17 protein-coding genes are annotated in these 18,439 nt (G+C 59.6%); 9 read left to right on the top strand and 8 right to left on the bottom strand.

The window, feature by feature from the left end; genetic code table 11:
• Positions 1 to 124: 124 nt before the first annotated feature.
• A complete protein-coding gene (locus tag H4W29_RS02945; protein WP_192727592.1) occupies positions 125 to 1,168 on the bottom strand; it encodes an aldo/keto reductase in 1,044 nt (347 codons plus the stop codon).
• A gap of 207 nt (positions 1,169 to 1,375) precedes the next feature.
• Between H4W29_RS02945 and fabD the strand changes: the two genes are divergently transcribed.
• The 7 genes from fabD (at position 1,376) to gmk (ending at position 7,875) form a co-directional block, all read left to right on the top strand.
• The gene (gene fabD / locus H4W29_RS02940) at positions 1,376 to 2,320 is read left to right on the top strand and encodes an ACP S-malonyltransferase (RefSeq protein WP_192727591.1); all 945 of its coding nucleotides are present in this window, start codon (positions 1,376 to 1,378) and stop codon (positions 2,318 to 2,320) included.
• Positions 2,321 to 2,349: 29 nt separating this feature from the next.
• Positions 2,350 to 3,087: a 3-oxoacyl-[acyl-carrier-protein] reductase gene (gene fabG, locus H4W29_RS02935; protein ID WP_007820098.1), complete on the top strand. Its 738-nt coding sequence runs from the start codon at positions 2,350 to 2,352 to the stop codon at positions 3,085 to 3,087.
• 286 nt (positions 3,088 to 3,373) lie between these two features.
• Positions 3,374 to 3,610 (top strand): acyl carrier protein, encoded by a 237-nt coding sequence (locus H4W29_RS02930; protein WP_003547058.1) that lies wholly within the window; start codon positions 3,374 to 3,376, stop codon positions 3,608 to 3,610.
• 93 nt (positions 3,611 to 3,703) lie between these two features.
• Positions 3,704 to 4,966 carry a beta-ketoacyl-ACP synthase II gene (gene fabF / locus H4W29_RS02925; protein WP_192727590.1) on the top strand — a complete coding sequence of 421 codons (1,263 nt, stop codon included), beginning with the start codon at positions 3,704 to 3,706 and terminating at the stop codon, positions 4,964 to 4,966.
• 118 nt (positions 4,967 to 5,084) lie between these two features.
• Positions 5,085 to 6,305, top strand: a complete 1,221-nt coding sequence (mltG, locus tag H4W29_RS02920; protein ID WP_192727589.1) for an endolytic transglycosylase MltG — start codon at positions 5,085 to 5,087, stop codon at positions 6,303 to 6,305.
• Positions 6,306 to 6,321: 16 nt separating this feature from the next.
• Complete coding sequence (locus H4W29_RS02915) at positions 6,322 to 7,209, top strand: YicC/YloC family endoribonuclease (RefSeq protein WP_192727588.1); 888 nt, start codon at positions 6,322 to 6,324, stop codon at positions 7,207 to 7,209.
• A 3-nt stretch (positions 7,210 to 7,212) separates the two neighbouring features.
• Entirely contained in the window at positions 7,213 to 7,875 is a 663-nt protein-coding gene (gmk, locus tag H4W29_RS02910; RefSeq protein ID WP_192727587.1) for a guanylate kinase, read from the top strand.
• On the opposite strand, the gene rsmA is transcribed toward gmk, so the two are convergent.
• The 7 genes from rsmA to H4W29_RS02875 all read right to left on the bottom strand — a co-directional run bounded on the left by rsmA (position 7,872) and on the right by H4W29_RS02875 (position 16,357).
• Complete coding sequence (gene rsmA, locus H4W29_RS02905) at positions 7,872 to 8,699, bottom strand: 16S rRNA (adenine(1518)-N(6)/adenine(1519)-N(6))-dimethyltransferase RsmA (protein ID WP_192727586.1); 828 nt, start codon at positions 8,697 to 8,699, stop codon at positions 7,872 to 7,874. The two genes, gmk and rsmA, sit on opposite strands and share 4 nt — an antisense overlap.
• Positions 8,699 to 9,727 (bottom strand): 4-hydroxythreonine-4-phosphate dehydrogenase PdxA, encoded by a 1,029-nt coding sequence (pdxA, locus tag H4W29_RS02900; RefSeq protein ID WP_192727585.1) that lies wholly within the window; start codon positions 9,725 to 9,727, stop codon positions 8,699 to 8,701. Before pdxA ends, rsmA begins: the two co-directional genes overlap by 1 nt.
• Positions 9,728 to 9,734: 7 nt before the next feature.
• Positions 9,735 to 10,676 (bottom strand): SurA N-terminal domain-containing protein, encoded by a 942-nt coding sequence (locus tag H4W29_RS02895; RefSeq protein ID WP_192727584.1) that lies wholly within the window; start codon positions 10,674 to 10,676, stop codon positions 9,735 to 9,737.
• A 187-nt stretch (positions 10,677 to 10,863) separates the two neighbouring features.
• Positions 10,864 to 13,218, bottom strand: a complete 2,355-nt coding sequence (locus H4W29_RS02890) for an LPS-assembly protein LptD (RefSeq protein ID WP_192727583.1) — start codon at positions 13,216 to 13,218, stop codon at positions 10,864 to 10,866.
• Positions 13,218 to 14,306: an LPS export ABC transporter permease LptG gene (gene lptG / locus H4W29_RS02885; RefSeq protein WP_192727582.1), complete on the bottom strand. Its 1,089-nt coding sequence runs from the start codon at positions 14,304 to 14,306 to the stop codon at positions 13,218 to 13,220. The genes H4W29_RS02890 and lptG overlap by 1 nt, the downstream gene beginning before the upstream one ends.
• On the bottom strand, positions 14,303 to 15,484 hold the full coding sequence (locus tag H4W29_RS02880) for an LptF/LptG family permease (protein ID WP_192727581.1): 1,182 nt from the start codon (positions 15,482 to 15,484) through the stop codon (positions 14,303 to 14,305). Before H4W29_RS02880 ends, lptG begins: the two co-directional genes overlap by 4 nt.
• 99 nt (positions 15,485 to 15,583) lie before the next feature.
• Positions 15,584 to 16,357 (bottom strand): phosphatase PAP2 family protein, encoded by a 774-nt coding sequence (locus tag H4W29_RS02875; RefSeq protein ID WP_192727580.1) that lies wholly within the window; start codon positions 16,355 to 16,357, stop codon positions 15,584 to 15,586.
• Between the two features lie 140 nt (positions 16,358 to 16,497).
• Between H4W29_RS02875 and H4W29_RS02870 the strand changes: the two genes are divergently transcribed.
• Entirely contained in the window at positions 16,498 to 17,991 is a 1,494-nt protein-coding gene (locus tag H4W29_RS02870) for a leucyl aminopeptidase (protein ID WP_192727579.1), read from the top strand.
• Positions 17,988 to 18,437, top strand: a complete 450-nt coding sequence (locus tag H4W29_RS02865) for a DNA polymerase III subunit chi (protein ID WP_192727578.1) — start codon at positions 17,988 to 17,990, stop codon at positions 18,435 to 18,437. Before H4W29_RS02870 ends, H4W29_RS02865 begins: the two co-directional genes overlap by 4 nt.
• Positions 18,438 to 18,439: the final 2 nt, after the last annotated feature.

Genomic DNA, 18,439 nt, shown 5'->3' with positions numbered 1-18,439 from the left:
ATATTATTAAATAAATACAATTTTATGTTTATTCCGACTTACCATTGCTTATGAACGGTTAGATTGTACGAACATTAAAAAAGGGCGCTGAGGCGCCCTTCTGATTTGTATGTGCCGAATGCTCTCAGAGCGGCATCGGATACTGGCGATGAACCTTCTCGATTTCATCAAGTACATCGCTGCTGAGCTCCACGTTCGCCGAGCCGATATCCGTCCTCAATTGTGCCATCGAAGTTGCGCCGATGATGGCGGAAGTCATGAAACGGCGGGTCAGGCAGAAGGCGAGCGCCATCTGGGCCGGGTCGAGGCCATGGCGGGCGGCGATGTCGAGATAGGCCTTCGTCGGCGCTTCCTGCAGCGGCTGCAGGCGGCCGCCGAGATCACTGTTGATCGAGGCGCGTGTGCCCGCCGGCTTCTGGCCGTTGATGTACTTGCCGGTCAGGATGCCGGCGGCAAGCGGCGAATAGGCGAGCAGGCCGACATCCTCGTGATGGGAGAGTTCCGCCAGGTCGAGATCGAAATGGCGGTAGAGGAGATTGTATTCGTTCTGGACGCTGGCGACGCGCGGCAGGTTCATTTGCTCGGACAGCGTCAAATATTTCTGGATACCCCAGGTCGTTTCGTTGGACAGGCCGAAGGCGCGGATCTTGCCCGCCTTCACCAACTCGCCCATCGTCTCCAGAATGTCGGTCATGTTGGCGACGGCTTTGGTGCGGTCCTGCTTGAAGGGATCGTAATGCCAGCTCTGGCGAAAATGGAAATGGCCGCGGTTCGGCCAGTGGATTTGGTAGAGATCAACATAGTCTGTCTTCAGCCGCTTCAGGCTGGCCTCAAGCGCCATGCGGATATTCTTGGCGTCGGCTCCTTCGCCGTCACGCAGGTAGGAACGGCCGGTACCGGCAACCTTGGTTGCCAGGATGACGTCCTTGCGCTTGCGGGTCTTTTCGAACCAGCTGCCGATATAGTCTTCCGTGCGGCCCTGCGTTTCGGCCGAAACGGGCGTGGTCGGATAAAGCTCGGCAGTATCGAAGAAATTGATACCTTCCTGGACAGCGTAGTCCATCTGTTCATGGGCTTCCGCCTCGCTGTTCTGCGTGCCCCAGGTCATGGTGCCGAGGCAAATCTCGGAAACGGAAATATCTGTGCGGCCTAATTTATTGTATTTCATTGGAAACCTTGGGCGTGGTCTGGGAAAGGAAGAGCTTGGGAAGAACCGCGCAAATCTAGGCCGGATTTGGTGAAGCGCAAGAGGAAAAACCGGGTATTCCCGCTGGGGCGAAAGGCTTTGGAGAGAATCTGCCGCCACTTGACTCTGAAAGAAAGAATGTCAATTGGAGGCGAAATGGCCCGATGGGCGCTATCGAGGGACTGAAAAATGACCATTGCTTTCACTTTTCCCGGCCAGGGCAGCCAGGCCGTCGGCATGGGCAAGGATCTCGCCGAGAATTTTGCGGAAGCCCGCGCCGTTTTCGAAGAGGTCGATGAAGCGCTCGGTGAAAAGCTTTCCGATGTCATGTTCAACGGTCCTGAGGACAAGTTGACGCTGACGGCAAACGCCCAGCCGGCGCTGATGGCCGTCTCCCTGGCCGTCATCCGCGTGCTCGAAGCCAAGGGTCTCGACCTGAAAGCGAAGGTCGTTTACGTCGCTGGCCATTCGCTCGGCGAATATTCCGCCCTCTGTGCCGCCGGCACCTTCTCTATCGCCGATACGGCGCGACTTCTGCGCATCCGCGGCAATGCCATGCAGGCTGCCGTGCCTGTTGGCGTCGGCGCCATGGCCGCCATCATTGGCCTGGAGCATGCAGATGTGCAGGCCGTCTGCGAGGAGGCTGCAGCGACCGGCTCCTGTCAGATCGCCAATGACAATGGCGGCGGCCAACTCGTTATATCAGGCGAGAAGTCGGCCGTCGAAAAGGCCGCCGGCCTTGCGACGGACAAGGGCGCCAAGCGTGCCATCCTGTTGCCGGTTTCCGCTCCCTTCCATTCCAAGCTGATGGCCCCGGCAGCCGACGCCATGCGCGAGGCGCTCGCCGGCGTGAAGAAGGCCAACCCGGTCGTGCCTGTCATCGCCAATGTCCGTGCCGCTCCGGTCACTGACGCTGAGGAGATCGCAGCCCTTCTCGTCGAGCAGGTCACGGGACAGGTCCGCTGGCGCGAAACGGTGGAATGGTTTGCCGCAAATGGCGTCACCACGCTCTATGAACTCGGTGCCGGCAAGGTGCTGACCGGCCTTGCGCGCCGCATCGACAAGAATATTAATGGCGTCTCGGTCAACGGCCCTGCCGATATCGACGCTGCCATTGCCGCTCTCACGGCCTGATTGCCCCACTTCATATAAGGAACGTTCCCATGTTCGATCTTTCCGGCCGCAAGGCTCTCGTCACCGGCGCATCGGGCGGCATCGGCGAGGAAATCGCCCGCCTTCTCCACAAGCAGGGCGCCATCGTCGGCCTGCACGGCACTCGTGTCGAAAAGCTCGAGGCTTTGGCAAATGAGCTCGGCGACCGCGTGAAGATCTTCCCGGCGAACCTGTCGGATCGCGATGAGGTGAAGGCTCTCGGCCAGAAGGCGGAAGCCGATCTCGAAGGCGTCGATATCCTGGTCAATAACGCCGGCATCACCAAGGACGGCCTCTTCGTGCGCATGAGCGACGAGGACTGGGATGCCGTTCTCGAAGTGAACCTGACGGCGACCTTCCGCCTGACACGCGAACTCACCCATCCGATGATGCGCCGCCGCTATGGCCGCATCATCAACATCACTTCGATCGTCGGTGTGACCGGCAATCCGGGACAGGCCAACTACTGCGCCTCCAAGGCAGGCATGATCGGCTTCTCGAAGTCTTTGGCCCAGGAAATCGCGACCCGCAATGTGACGGTCAACTGCGTCGCTCCGGGCTTCATCGAAAGCGCCATGACCGGCAAGCTGAATGAAAAGCAGAAGGAAACGATCATGGGCGCGATCCCCATGAAGCGCATGGGAACCGGCGCCGAAGTGGCGTCTGCCGTCGTCTATCTCGCCTCCTCGGAAGCGGCCTATATGACGGGTCAGACCCTGCACGTAAACGGCGGCATGGCCATGATCTGAAACGATTAGCTGCCGCAGCCGCCGATTTCAGCCAATAGCGTGTTGAGCAATCACGAACGGTTGATTTTCTGGCTTTGCGGCAGACTTAAAGCATGTTAAGCGGGCCATGACTGTCAACAGTCGTCCCGAAAAAAGCAGACGTACCGGCGGGCTTTTCGCAAGCCTGGGACTTCTCTAAAGCCGGGTAAACGAGTTTGCCGAGGATGTCTGAAAGCATCGCAGGCTGAAACAGGGTAGGGGTGTCAGAATGATGCTCCGATCAGGACATAAGGTCGAGGAAACCGACATGAGCGATATCGCAGAACGCGTAAAGAAAATTGTTATTGATCATCTTGGCGTCGATGCCGACAAGGTCGTCGAGAGCGCCAGCTTTATCGACGATCTGGGCGCAGACTCGCTCGACACGGTCGAACTGGTCATGGCCTTCGAAGAAGAATTCGGCGTTGAAATCCCCGATGATGCCGCTGACTCGATCCTGACGGTTGGCGATGCCGTGAAGTTTATTGAAAAGGCTCAGGCCTGATTCTGCGCATTCGAGAAAGGGCGGGCCAAGAGTCCGCCCTTTTCTTTTGAGCATGTTTCTCCATAAAACATAACAGACGGGGGAAAGCAGTCGATGAGAAGGGTCGTCATAACAGGTACCGGCATGGTATCGCCCTTGGGATGCGGAGCAGAAATTACCTGGTCCCGCCTGCGTGCGGGAGCAAACGGCGCTCGTCTAGTGACCGAATTCGAGGTCGATGATCTCCCTGCCAAGATTGCCTGCCGCATTCCCGTTGGCGATGGTTCCGACGGCACCTTCAATGCCGACGACTGGATGGAGCCGAAGGAACAGCGCAAGGTAGACCCCTTCATTATCTACGGCATGGCCGCCGCCGACATGGCGCTCAAGGATGCCGACTGGCATCCCGAAACCGATGAGGACCAGATCGCGACAGGTGTGCTGATCGGTTCCGGCATCGGCGGCATCGAAGGCATTGTCGAAGCCGGCTATACGCTGCGCGACAAGGGCCCGCGCCGCATCTCTCCTTTCTTCATTCCAGGCCGACTGATCAACCTCGTCTCCGGCCAGGTTTCCATTCGCCACAAGCTGCGCGGCCCGAACCATTCGGTCGTCACCGCCTGCTCCACCGGTGCGCATGCCATTGGCGATGCTGCCCGCCTTATCGCGCTCGGCGACGCCGATGTCATGGTTGCCGGCGGCACGGAATCCCCGGTCAGCCGCATTTCGCTTGCCGGCTTTGCCGCCTGCAAGGCGCTGTCGACACAGCACAACGACGACCCGCAGAAGGCATCGCGCCCCTATGACAAGGACCGCGATGGTTTCGTCATGGGCGAGGGCGCCGGTATCGTGGTTCTCGAAGAGCTGGACCATGCGCTGGCACGCGGCGCCAAGATCTATGCCGAAGTGGTCGGTTACGGGCTTTCCGGCGATGCCTTCCACATCACGGCTCCGTCGGAAGACGGCGACGGTGCGTTCCGCTGCATGACCATGGCGCTGAAGCGCGCCGGCCTGACGCCTGCCGATATCGACTACATCAACGCCCACGGCACCTCAACCATGGCCGATACGATCGAGCTTGGTGCCGTCGAGCGCCTCGTCGGCAATGCAGCGTCGAAGATCTCGATGTCGTCGACCAAATCCGCGACCGGCCACCTGCTCGGTGCTGCCGGCGCCATCGAGGCGATCTTCACGACCCTCGCAATTCGGGATAACGTCGCCCCTCCGACGCTCAATCTCGACAATCCCGAGCGTGAGACCGCAATCGATCTTGTTCCGCACAAGGCTCGTGAGCGAGAAATCAACGTGGCGCTATCCAACTCGTTCGGATTCGGCGGCACGAATGCATCGCTCGTGTTGCGCCGCTACGTCGTGTAACAGGCGGTTCACGAGCACAGGCGAACGTCAAACGGCGTCATGAAGCGCGGCAGAACCTGTTTTTGCCGCATTACTTCGCGAAATAGCGAAGCGGGGGCCAAGTTTTAGAGGATTGCCGGTGAGCGATACGACCAACCAGAGCAGCGACAACGGCCAGCCGGCGCAGAAGGGACCGATCATCCCGAAATCGCCGAGCGAAGCCCTGCGCCCGGAACGTGTTCCCGAGCCGCCGAAGCGCTCCAGGAATGCCCGCAGCCAGGTCGTCCTCTTCCTGAATTTCGTAATGACCATGGCGGTGGTCGTCTGCATCGCCGGGCTCATCGGCTTCTACTACGCCATCACCGCCTATCAGAACCCCGGCCCGCTGCAGACAAATACCAATTTCATCGTCCGCAATGGCGCAGGCCTCGCAGAAATCGCCACAAACCTCGAACGCAACCTGATCATCTCGGATGCCCGCGTCTTCCGCTATCTGACAGCAACTCATCTCAATGATGGCGAGAGCCTCAAGGCCGGCGAATACGAGATCAAGGCGCATGCTTCCATGAACGAGATCATGGAGCTCCTGAAATCAGGCAAGTCGATCCTCTATTCCGTCTCCTTCCCCGAAGGGTTGACGGTACGGCAGATGTTCGACCGCATGCTGGACGATCCGGTGCTCGAAGGCGACCTGCCGGCCGCCCTGCCGGCGGAAGGCAGCTTGCGGCCCGATACCTACAAGTTCTCGCGCGGTACCAAGCGGTCTGAGATCATCGACCAGATGGCTGCCGCCCAGCAGAAGTTGGTCGACCAGATCTGGGATCGGCGTGATCCGTCTCTGCTTTTGAAGAGCAAGGAAGAGTTTGTCACGCTCGCCTCCATCGTCGAAAAGGAGACGGGAGTGCCTGACGAGCGCGCTCATGTCGCCTCCGTCTTCCTGAACCGTCTCGGTAAGGGCATGCGTCTGCAGTCCGATCCGACCATTATCTACGGTCTCTTCGGTGGCGATGGTAAACCCGCAGACCGGCCGATTTATCAGTCGGACCTGAAGAAAGAGACGCCCTTCAACACCTACGTCATCAAGGGCCTGCCGCCGACGCCGATCGCCAATCCCGGCAAAGACGCGCTGGAGGCTGTCGCCAATCCCTGGAAGACGCAGGACCTCTATTTCGTTGCCGATGGTACCGGCGGTCACGTCTTTGCGGCAACGCTCGAAGACCACAATGCCAACGTCAAACGCTGGCGCAAGCTGGAAGCCGACAAGGGTGCCGATCCCGAAATTGTCGTCGACGGACAGCCGGAAGACCAGCCTGCGGACAATACATCCGCGGTTCCGCCGAAGAAAAAGAAGATCAACTGATATCGGGAGGCCTTTGATGGCATTGCAGTCCATGACTGGTTTTGCGCGGCGCGAGGGAACGACCGGCCGCTGGCGCTGGGCATGGGAACTGCGTTCGGTCAACGGCAAGGGCCTCGATCTTCGCCTCCGTCTGCCGCCCGGTCTGGAGCGCCTCGAAACGGATGTTCGCCGTATTGCCGGCGAGAATTTCAGCCGCGGCAACCTGCAGGCCACGTTGTCCCTGACGACAGGCGAAAGCCAGCTTGAAGCCGTGCTCAATCAGGACGCCTTCGCTGCCGTTCTCGCCATGCGCGACAAGCTGGAAGGTCTTATCGATCCGGCGCCGCTGAGGCTCGATACCCTGCTTTCCATCCGCGGCCTCGTCGATTTCCGCGAAACGCAGGACAGCGAAGAGACGGTCGCCGCCCGCGATGCCGAGATCCTGTCGGGACTGAAGGCAGCGCTGTCCGACCTCAGGATCATGCGTGAGCAGGAGGGAGCGGCACTGGCGCGTGTGCTTCTCGGCCATGTCGCGACGGTCGAAGCGCTGACAAGCACGATCGAGGCCGATCCCTCTCGCTCGCCGCATGAGATAGCGGCGAGGCTCTCCGCGCAGGTTGCGCTCCTCATGGACGGAACCGGCGCTCTCGACCGTGACCGGCTGCACGCCGAAGCAGCACTGCTCGCCACCAAGGCGGATCTGCGCGAAGAGATAGATCGGCTGAAAGCCCATGTCGCCGCCGCCCGCGACCTCGTGACAAAAGGTGGCCCGGTTGGCCGAAAGCTCGATTTCCTTGCACAGGAATTTAACCGAGAATCGAATACGATATGCTCGAAGTCGAACGCATCGGCCGTCACCGCAGCCGGGATCGAGCTGAAGGTGGTGATCGATCAGTTCCGTGAGCAGGTCCAGAATTTGGAGTAGGACATGAGCCCGGCGAAAATCTCGTCCATCCAGATCGCCCGTCGCGGTCTGATGCTGGTCATCTCGTCGCCCTCGGGTGCGGGCAAATCCACCATCGCGCGTACGCTTTTGGAAACGGACAAACAGATCGGCCTTTCCGTCAGCGTCACGACACGCCAGCGCCGGCCGAGCGAAGTGGAAGGCGTCCACTATCATTTCAAGACCGTGCGGGAGTTCGAGCGGCTGCGCGATTCCGATTCTCTGCTCGAATGGGCCGAGGTTCACGGCAATTTCTACGGCACGCCTCGCGAGCCGGTTGAGCAGGCCATGTCCGAAGGCCGCGACATGCTGTTCGATATCGACTGGCAGGGCGCTCAACAATTGCAGCAGAAGATGCAGGCCGATGTGGTCTCGATCTTCGTCCTGCCGCCGACCATGACCGAGCTGCAGTCCCGTCTGCATCGCCGTGCGGAGGATTCTGAGGAAGTCATCCAGACGCGCCTGGCAAATTCCCGTGCCGAGATCGCTCACTGGCGCGAATATGACTATGTCATTATCAATGATGACCTGAATGCCGCCTTCGACGCCGTGCAGTCGATCGTCAAGGCCGAGCGCCTGCGCCGCGACCGCCGCCACGGCATGTTCGATTTCGTCCGCGAATTGCTTGAGGAAACGCCAATACTCTAAAGGCTGTTCGCCAGCCGGCAGAATTCCTCCACCGACAGCGTCTCCGCGCGTCTGGCCGGATCTATGCCTGCTTTGACGAGCAGGCTTTCCCCGCCGATCGGCTTCAGGCTCTGGCGTAGCATCTTGCGACGCTGGCCGAAGGCGGCCTGCGTCACCTTCTCCAGATTGGCGACGGAGCAGGGGATCGGGTTTTCGTTCGGCGTCAGGTGGACCACCGTCGAGGTCACTTTCGGCGGCGGCGTGAAAGCCTGTGGCGGAATATCGAATGCCATGCGGGAGTGGGTGCGCCATCCCGTGAGCACACCGAGACGGCCATAGTGATCGTCGTCTTCGGAGGCGACGATCCGCTCGCCGACTTCCTTCTGGAACATCAGCGTCAGAGATTGCCAGAAGGGTGGCCACGCCTTTGGCAGCAGCCAGTTCACCAGAAGCTGGGTGCCGACATTATAGGGCAGGTTGGCGATGATTTTGATCGGGCCTTTCAGCGCCATCGCTTCGAAATCGATCTTCAGCGCATCACCCTCGATGACCTCCAGCCGTCCGGGATAATGGTCGGCGATCTCGGCGAGAGCCGGCAGGCAGCGCGCATCGCGCTCGACCGCGATGACCTTCTTCGCGCCGAGCGCCAGGATGGCCCGCGTCAAGCCGCCGGGACCCGGACCGACTTCAAAGACGGTCGCGCCATCAAGCGCGCCGGCCGTGCGGGCAACTTTCTGCGTCAGGTTGAGATCGAGCAGGAAGTTCTGCCCGAGCGCCTTGCGCGCATCGAGCCCATGACACTGGATAACCTCGCGAAGCGGCGGCAGACCGTCGAGTGCAGCCATTAACGATGGCTTTCCGCAGTCCGGCCAAGCTGCGCGCCGAGCTTCAGCGCGGCAACCAGGCTCGTTTCGCGGGCAAGTCCCTTGCCGGCTATGCCGAAGGCGGTGCCATGATCGGGGGAGGTCCGCACGAAAGGAAGGCCGAGCGTCACATTGACGGAATCGTCGAAACCGAGCGCCTTGGCCGGGATCAGCGCCTGATCGTGATACATGCAGACGGCCACGTCATAACGTGCGCGCGCTTCGTCATGGAACATCGTGTCGGCGGGGAGGGGGCCGATAGCATCGATGCCCTCGTCGCGAAGGACCTGCACCGCCGGATGGATGATGGTTTCATCCTCCTTGCCGATCGCGCCGCCTTCGCCCGCGTGCGGATTGAGCCCTGCAATGGCCAGGCGCGGGGAGTCGATCCCGAATCGCTGCTTCAGATCTCTGTCTGCGATTCGGCAGGTTTCGACGATCAGGCCGAGCGTCAATGCCTGCGGTACATCCCTGAGCGGAATGTGGATGGTGACAGGAATGGCGCGCAGTTTCGGTCCCGCAAGCATCATGACAGGCATGACCGACTGACCGGTCGCATGCATGGCAAGATCGGCAAGGAATTCCGTATGGCCTGGAAATTTGAATCCTGCTTCGTAGAGCACGGACTTGGCGATCGGATTGGTTACGACCGCAAGCGCTTCGCCCCGCATGACGAGCGCTACCGCCGTCTCGATCGAGGCGATCGTACCTTTCACCGTCGCGACATGCGGCTCTCCCGCCGCAACATCGACGCCTGCGGGTATCGCCAGGACAGGCAACGTGTCCGCAAAGATACCGAGGCTGTCGGCTGCATTGCCGATACTGCGCAGGGGAACATCAAGGCCGAGCTGTCGTGCCCGTACCGCAAGCACACCGGGATCGCCGATCAGGAAGAATGGTGGCAGCCCAAGCTCGCGTCTGCGAAGCCAGGCCATGAGGGTGATATCAGGCCCAACGCCGGCGGGGTCGCCCTGCGTCAGCGCAAGCGGTCGCGAAAACGGTGTCGCCATGGAAAAATCAGCGATAGATGATCTGCGCGTGTTTGCGCAGTTCATCCAGATATTTGGTGCTGTTTTCGTTTTCCGGCGGTGCGGACTTGTCGGCTTTGGACTTGTCGAGATCTTCCTGACGGAACACCATTTCAGCCGCCTGGTCGTCAGACACCTGGCGCTGGCTGCAGATCGCCAGATATTCCACGCCCTTGTCGGTCACGCGTGTTGCAGTCGTGTTGCCCTTGGCCTGCGCGACGAGGTCCTTCCATTCCGCGGGAATTTCCGGAGCCAGCATACGGCCGAGATCGCGGATCGAAACGTCTCGCATCGTCGCAGCGAAAGTCTTGGCCTGATCGCAGCCCGGATATTTGGAGCGGGATGCCTCTGCCTCGCCCTTGCGCTTGGCCGTAATCGCATTTCGCTTGGCTGGCGGGACCACGAAGATGACCTGCTGCAGCATGTATTCTGTCGTCACCGGCTTCTGCTTGTTATTCTGCATCATGCGGTTGACCAGATCGTAATTCGAGATCCGTGCGCTGGAGCCGTAGCGCGCATTGACAATACGCGGCCAGCTCATCTGCACGGCAATGAAGTTCTTGAAATGATCGACTCCGACGCCGGCGCGGTCGAGGATCTGCCCCATCTGCTCGACGGAAAGCTTGTTGCTGGCGGCGAAACGAGCGAAGGAGGCGTTGACGTCATCCTGCGAGACGGACATCCGCACGCGAGAGATTTCCTGCCGTTTCAACGTCTCGTCGACAAGCTGTTCTTCGGCAACCTTGGCGTCGGGTTTCAAGCGCTGCAAGCGCATGAAGGCCTGTCGCTTTGCAACGTCGCCGCTGGTAATCGCGGTACCATTTACCACCGCCTTGACTTCGCTTGCGGCGAAGACGGGGGTACTGAAGGCAGCAAGCATGAAGGCTGCGCCTGCAATAAGCGTGGTTACGGTTTTCTTCGCGTCAATCATCTGTTGACCTCCCGATAGCGCCGCACGATCCAGCGCGCGGCGTTCTTACCATACACTGAGACAAGCGGAAATCGCCTCTCTTGCTCTGCGACACCCTATGTCTGACATAACGACTGGTCGCAATGTCCTGCACAGGGTTACGGCGAAAGAATGGCCCGGCCGGAGATTTCCGGCCGGCCATCCGTCGTCAGAGGCTATTTGCAGCGTCACCCGTGCCCAACCGGATATCGCCGAGCGTGCGGAAGGTCAGGCGGGCGGCTATCGTCCAGTCGCTTGCCGTCTGATCCGTCGTATCCCGCCTATCCACATAGGCGATGGTGAAGATGGTGCACTCGTCCTGATAGGAAATGCCGAGCGAACGCCTGACAACGACGTCATTGTTCAGATCCCAAGCGATACCACCGAAGATCGACCAGTAGTCCTTGAACCTGACGCTGCTGCTCGCCTGAATCTCGTCTTGGTCTTCAGCAAAGCCGTATGCCGGCTGGGCACTCACGTGCGTATAGGTGACCTGGCCCGAGAAGGTATCGTTCTGATAGGCCGTCGTCAGGTCGCCGCGATTGAAGGAGAAATCCTTCTCGTCCAGCCGGTAGGATGCTGCCACGGAGAGGCCGAAAGGCATTTCGATGCCGCCGAGGCCAACATAGTCGGAACGGTCGGTTTCAAGGCCGGAATCGGCGCCGACATTCACGAGGTCGTCGGTCGCAAACGAATTCTGACCGGCGAGCTGGTAGGACTGTCCGAAGATGCCGTGCAGCTTATAGCCGCTGTCGAAGGTACCTGTATACTGGAAGCCGAGGTTTGCGCGCGTGCCACCCTCGATACGGTCGTAGCCGGAGAACCTGTCACGATCGAAAAGGTTGGTCGCGTCGAAGACGAAGCTCTGTGCGTCTTCGTTCGGCAGCCGGCCTGCGAGTGGCTCGTCGGGTCGGGCATAGATCTGGGCGATCGGCTCCAGAACATGCGTGCTGTTGCTGGTCGTAAACAGGATGGGATAGCGCATCTCCAAACCAGCAGTGAGCATTCCGCGCGTTGCCGCACTATCGTTGAGATAGTTGCCGGCATATGGAATGCCGTTAGCGTCGACGGGACTGTCCATGTTGAGCGCGAAAGCATCGCCACGTGCTGCCAGCAACGGTGTGATCACCAGGCCGGTCGACGTCACGAAAGTGCGCTTCCACTGCACTTCCGTGCTCAAGCGGGTCGTCTGACCCTCCAGGCCGCGGAAGCGGTCGAAACCTGCGACATTATAAAAATCGTCGTGGGTGCGCGAAATATTGGTGAGATTGACATCTGCCGAAAGCTCACCGCCTGCCAGCGGCTGCGGCGCGACATAGTGATAGTCAAGCGTCGGATAGACGATCGCCTGCTGTTTTTCCGCGGTGTTGTTGCGGTCGGCGTCCTGTACGTCGAAATAGAAAGAGCGCAGGTCGAAGTAATTCCGCTTGCCGAGACCCGTCAGATAGACGGTGTTGGCATGCGGCGTGTTGTCGTAACCATCGATCTTGTAGGTGCGCGAGAAGTTGTTGTCGCTCTGCACCATCACATCCCAGCCGAAGGTCCAGCGGGGATTGATCCTGAAATCCCCTTTCGACGCGACCATGCCGCGCTGTTCAGCTTCGGCATCGCTTGTACCCGCGCTGAAATTGCCAGGGTTCATCTGATCGATGCCGGCAATATGCATCGTCACCGTGCCATTTTCAAAGCGACGGCGATATTCGCCCTCGAGCATGAAGCCCTGGGAGGTATAGCCGGTGCCCGTGACGGTGAAATCCGAACTCGGCGAGATGACGTAGTAATAGGGAACGGAAAGACCGTAGCCGAGATTTTGCGAAACGCTCATCGACGGGAACAGGAAACCCGATTTGCGCTTCACGGTATTATCGGGGACTTCGATCCACGGCAGATATGCGATCGAACGGCCAAGTAGCTGAAACCGGGCGTGCTCAAGCCGGATCGTGTGCTTCTGGTTATCCTGAATCACACGCTGCGCCTTGACCTGCCAGAAAGGCGCGCGCTCGGGCTTCTCGGCGCAGGGCAAGCAGGCCGTGTAGACGCCTTTATTGAGAATCATCTGCGTGCCGCCCACTCGCTGGCCGGTTTCGGCAACGAGGCGGGTATTGTCGCTTGTCTCAATCCGCAGTGCATTCATGAAGCCGTCTGCGAAATTGTCGGTCACATCGAGGTGGTCGGCATAGATACGGTTGCCGTCGGGCGTCACCATTTCGATGTTGCCGGTCGCCATCATGCGTCCGGTCTTCTGGTTATAGTCGACCTTCTGGGCGACCAGCTTGTAGCCGCCGTAATTGATCTGCACGCCGCCGATCACAGAGACCAGTTCCTGGTCCTTGTTATAGACAAGCTCGTTTGCGGACAGCATCAGTTTTGCGTCCGGCGAGATATTCTGGCCGATCGCAGGCATGCCTGTAGTGTTCTCCTGGGCATAGGCAACAGGAGCACTCTCAAAATAGGAACACAGAGCTGCACCTAAGAGCAGGGCAACCAACTGTTTACTAAAATACTTGCGGTCGCCTACCGCCACTAGCCATCCTCCTGATGAAGCAGAATCGTTGCGCCTAAAGCGAGCGCCACGATCACTGGTATCCAAGTCGCCACAAACGGCGGCACGACACCGCTGCTTCCGAATGCTTTCACAAGCACGGTGACGACATAAAGCATGAAGCCTGAAAGGATTCCACCTAGAATCACAGAGCGTGACTGGTTGAACCGGCTAAATTTTAGAGACACTGTTGCAGCAATGAGAGTCATGGCCACCAAGAGCAGCGGCTGCGACAGCAGAGAGTTGAATTGAGTCTCAAGCGCCTTCGTGGAGATTCCGAAGGATTTGGCGGCAGCGATACGGTTGGAAAGGTCAAAGAAACCAATTGTTTCCGGCGCTGTCAGCCGCTCCTTGATAAAGTCTTGCTTCAGATTGGTACGAAGCTGCTCCGTAGCCTTACGCACCGGGATTTCCCCAGGCTTGCGTTCGACGACATTGTTAAGCTGCCAGTAACCATCTTCCAATTTGGCGGATGAGGCATCCTGCCTCAAAATGACCTGACCGGCGGAATCGAAGTGGACAAGCACTGCGTCCATAAGCAGCGTGCCGTTCTCCAGCACGGTCTTGGCGCCGATGATGACGTCGTCCCGGCCGCTGATCTGGCGCAGCCACGGAACCTGCAGCGCCCTGATCATGGCATTGTCCTGACCGCGCCAGGCCGTCTCGAATTGCGTTGCCTGCCTCTGGCCCCAGGCGGCTAGCGGGTTGAGCGCCACCACCGTCAGAACGCCGAGAATCAGAGATCCGGCGATGAAAGGCAGCATGAACTGCCAGACGGAAATGCCAGCCGCACGAGTGACGACAAGTTCATATTTCCGGTTGAGGCCGATCAGCACGGTGATGCCGACGAACAGCGCCACGAAGGGAATCGTCTGCTGCAGGATCAGCGGCAGTCGAACGGCGGTGAGCAGCACAGCGCCACCCAGCGTATAGCCGGGAAAGCTGGAGATGCGGCTTGCCGTCTCGCTGAAATCGAGCAGAAAGGTGATGGCGCTCATGCCGAGCAGGAACCACATCGTGGTAACGACATACCGGCGGAAGAAATACCGCGACAACGTCCCGAAAATCATCGCGCAGCGCCTCCGCCGGTCCGACCCGTCGCGGCAAGTACCCGCTTCTGCGCGCGCTTCCAGATCGTCGAGGTGCGATTTCTGACGGCAAGCGGCATGGCGAGCCGCTTATGCATATTCAGGAAGATAATCGAAACCAGGCTGGTCACGATCGGGATCCCATAGAGGATCGGGATATAGATCGCGCTTTTGTCGATCTGGTTGGCAACGTAGAACGCCGCCCAGCGCAATGCGAACGCGAGGCCCAGTGCTCCGATCATCGGATGCATGCGTGCCTCGCGATGCGATCGCGCATCCCCGGCTATGGCAAGCGAGAAAAGCGCGAAAACGAAGGGAAGCATCCAGTCGGTCAGACGGCGATGCAACTCGGCGGTATAGCTGCCGGGCTTGGCGATATAGTCGGGGTCTTTCGGATCGGGATTGAGCAGAAAGCCAAGATCGCGGTCGCTCGCGCGCAGCGTCGCCTGTCCGTTGTTTTCCGTCATGTCCGAAAGATCGAAGGAATAGGAATCGAACTTGATGACCGAGACGTTTCCATCGGGCGTTTTGCGATGGACTTCGCCGTCATGCATGATCAGCGACGTGCCGACATCATCCACGGCGCCCTCACGCGCATAGTAGATGAGCTCGTAGTTCGGGTCGCGCTCGTCTGCAACGAAGAGGCCCTTGAGCGTGCGGCCGGCGAGTCGCTGCGAGATTTGAACATAGAGGCCTTCGTCGATCTTGCGGAAGGTCTTTTCCTCGATCACGGACGAAAGAAGGTCGGCATAGGTGGCCGCGATCATCTGCCGCACGACCGTCTTCGCGCGCGGCTCGACGACATTGTCGACGAAGAACGAGAAAACGCTGACAAGGATCGCGAGCAGCAGGATCGGCCGCGCCAGGATGCTGCGGCGGGCGCCGGCGGCATCGATCACGGTCAGTTCGGAATCGTTGTTCATCGTCGTCAGCGTCTGGGTAATGCCGATGACGAGCGCAAAGGGCAGCACGACGGGAATGATCGACGGCAGGATCAGCGTCGCAAGCATGGCGAAGGAGCCGATCGACTGGCCGCTGTCGGTCACCAGGTTGATGCGCTGCAGGACCTGGGTGGTCCAGATGATCGCGAGCACCGGGAGCAGGGCCACGAGAAACATCTGGCCAACACGCCGCAATATATATGTCTCGAGTAGTTTCATGCTCGCCCTTGAACGCGCCTGCAGGTCGATATGATCAGCAGGAGATTCCCTCTACGCTGTTTGTCTCGGTTTTGCGACAAGTCAGTGTCAAAAATTCATTCAAATTTCAGAATTTTTTTGTTGCCGTGGCGACTCAGCAAGTGCCATCAGCGCCGCGAATATGACGACCGAGGACAGCCATCCCAGCACGACGTCGGATAGATAATGTGCGCCGAAGGAAAGCCGCATCGCGGGTGTCAGGATGGAAACGGCGGCAACAGGTGCGACAAGCGCGTAACGCACCGACCTTGGAACGAAGATCAGCAGGCAGAACAGCCAGCCCGCGCTCGCCGCCTCTCCGGAAATGAAGGAGCAGTTCGAGACACATTTGCCTGCCAATGAACCGGCCTCGGCGAAATGCAGCGTGCCGCCGAAGAAATCCGTCTGGACCGGGCGCGGTCGACCCCAATATTCCTTGAGGATCACGTTGACGAGAAGGACGGGACCGATCAGCAGCGTGCCGAGCGCAACCTTCAGATCGCGGGCGCGCGGCGCGTTGAATGTCGCGCCATGCTGCTGATAGCACTCGACCAGTTTCCACAGCATCACCGCGGTCACGACATAGGGAACGTAGAAGAAGAGTGTGCGTAAGAGACCGAGGATCGCTTCGCTCCGATAGGGGAATGAGCCGCAGATCTGGGTTGCCGGGGCCGACGCGTCACAGGCTGCCTGCACGAAAAAAAGCTGGGAAAAATAAATATCTATCCCGGGAAAGGCGCGAAACAGGGCAAGCAGCAGCCACCACACCCAGAAGAGCAGTACAAAGACGCCGAATGCCGTTTGCGGCAGGCGAATTGCCGGACCCCGCCATCGATATTTCGAAAAAACTGTCAACGCAAACATCTACGAAACTGACGAAAACCTTTTGGCCGGGCGGCCGCGCGGAACATAACAACTGTCGACGGCCATTGACAGACCCGTCAAACGCGAAATTATCCCCTGGCACGGATTTCATGAATCCCATCGGAGAAGACATGTCTGCAAAATTCGAAATTTCATTCTCAAAATCGGCAAAACTCGGCGGCGGCCTCGCGATCCTCCTGAAGACATCAGAGGCAGACACGGCGGCTGGGGCCGATATTGCCGATCCGGCGGGAGTGATCGCCAAGGCGTCGAAGATTGCGCGCTTCTCGGCAAAATCGTTGGCTGCCCTCGACCTGGTGGCGCCGGAGGGTGCGCCTGTCGATCGCATCATCGTCCTTGGCCTCGGCAAACCGGCAGACCTCACCGTCCACGACTGGCTGAAGGCCGGCGGTAGCGCTGCCTCGCGAATTAAGAATACCGAGAAGGCGACGGTCTTCATTGATGCGCCCGGCGCAGACGTCAGCGCCAAGGCTGCGGTCGATTTCGCCCTCGGCATGCTGCTCCGCGCCTACAGTTTCGACATCTACAAGACGAAAAAGAATGACGACGAGGAGAAACAGGCGAAGTCGGTCAAGGTAACGATCGTCACGGCCGATGCGGCTGCCGCCAAGAAGGCCTTCGCCGATGCCGAAGCGGTTGCCGACGGTGTCAATCTCGCCCGCGATCTGGTCAACGAGCCGCCGAATGCGCTCGGCCCGGTGGAATTTGCCGCCAAGGCAAAGGAACTCGAGAAGCTTGGCGTCGAGGTGGAAATCCTCACCGAGCGCGAAATGCGCCGTCTCGGTATGGGCGCTCTGCTCGGCGTTGCCCAGGGTTCCGTCCGTCCCCCGCGGCTTGCGGTCATGCAATGGAAGGGCGGAAAGGGCAAGGACCGGCCGATCGCCTTCATCGGTAAGGGCGTCGTCTTCGACACCGGCGGCATCTCGATCAAGCCGGCTGCCAACATGGAAGACATGAAGGGCGATATGGGCGGTGCGGCTGCCGTCACCGGCCTCATGCACACACTTGCCGCCCGCAGGGCGCCGGTCAATGTCGTGGGCATCATCGGCCTTGTGGAAAACATGCCTGATGGCAACGCTCAGCGTCCGGGCGACATCGTCACCTCCATGTCCGGCCAGACGATCGAGATCATCAACACGGACGCGGAAGGCCGTCTCGTGCTCTGCGATGCGCTCTGGTATTGCAACGACCGCTTCAAGCCGCAGTTCATGATCAATCTTGCAACACTGACAGGCGCCATCATGGTCGCGCTCGGCAATAGTCATGCCGGTCTCTTCTCGAATGACGATCCCCTGTCTGCGCAGCTGACGACCGCCGGTCTCGTCACGAACGAGAAACTGTGGCGCATGCCGCTCGGCAAGGAATATGACAAGATGATCGACAGCAAGTTCGCCGACATGAAGAATACCGGCGGCCGCCTCGCCGGTTCCATCACTGCGGCCCATTTCCTCAAGCGCTTCGTGCAGGATACGCCCTGGGCGCATCTCGATATCGCAGGCACGGCCATGGGCTCGGTGCAGGACGAGATCAACCAGTCTTGGGGCTCCGGTTTCGGCGTGCGCCTGCTCGATGAACTGGTCCGCTCGAATTACGAAACACGATGACGGAAATCCTCTTCTACCACCTGACGGAATCGAAGCTGGAAGACGCGCTTCCGCCGTTGCTCGACAAGAGTATTGAGCGCGGCTGGCGCGTCGCCGTCCAGATGAAGGAGGCTGCGCGGCGCGATGCGCTGGATCAGCATCTGTGGACCTATCGAGAGGACAGCTTTCTGCCGCATGGCACGGATGAGGGAGATTTCGCCGCGGATCAGCCCGTTCTCCTGACCGTTTCGCCTGACAATGCCAATGCTGCGACCGTCCGCTTCATCGTCGATGGCGCCGAGCCGCCGACCGTCGCGGATTATGAGAGGATCGTCTTCATGTTCGACGGTTATGATCAGGAGCAGCTTGAGGGCGCGCGCGCCCAATGGAAGAAGCTGAAAGGCGAGGGGCACAATCTCACCTATTGGCAGCAGACGCCGGAGGGACGGTGGGATAAGAAGGCCTGACG

The sequence above is a fragment of the Rhizobium viscosum genome (genome assembly GCF_014873945.1).
In the GTDB taxonomy this organism is placed as follows: Bacteria; Pseudomonadota; Alphaproteobacteria; order Rhizobiales; family Rhizobiaceae; genus Rhizobium; species Rhizobium viscosum.
This window is presented reverse-complemented; position numbering and strand designations above follow the sequence as displayed.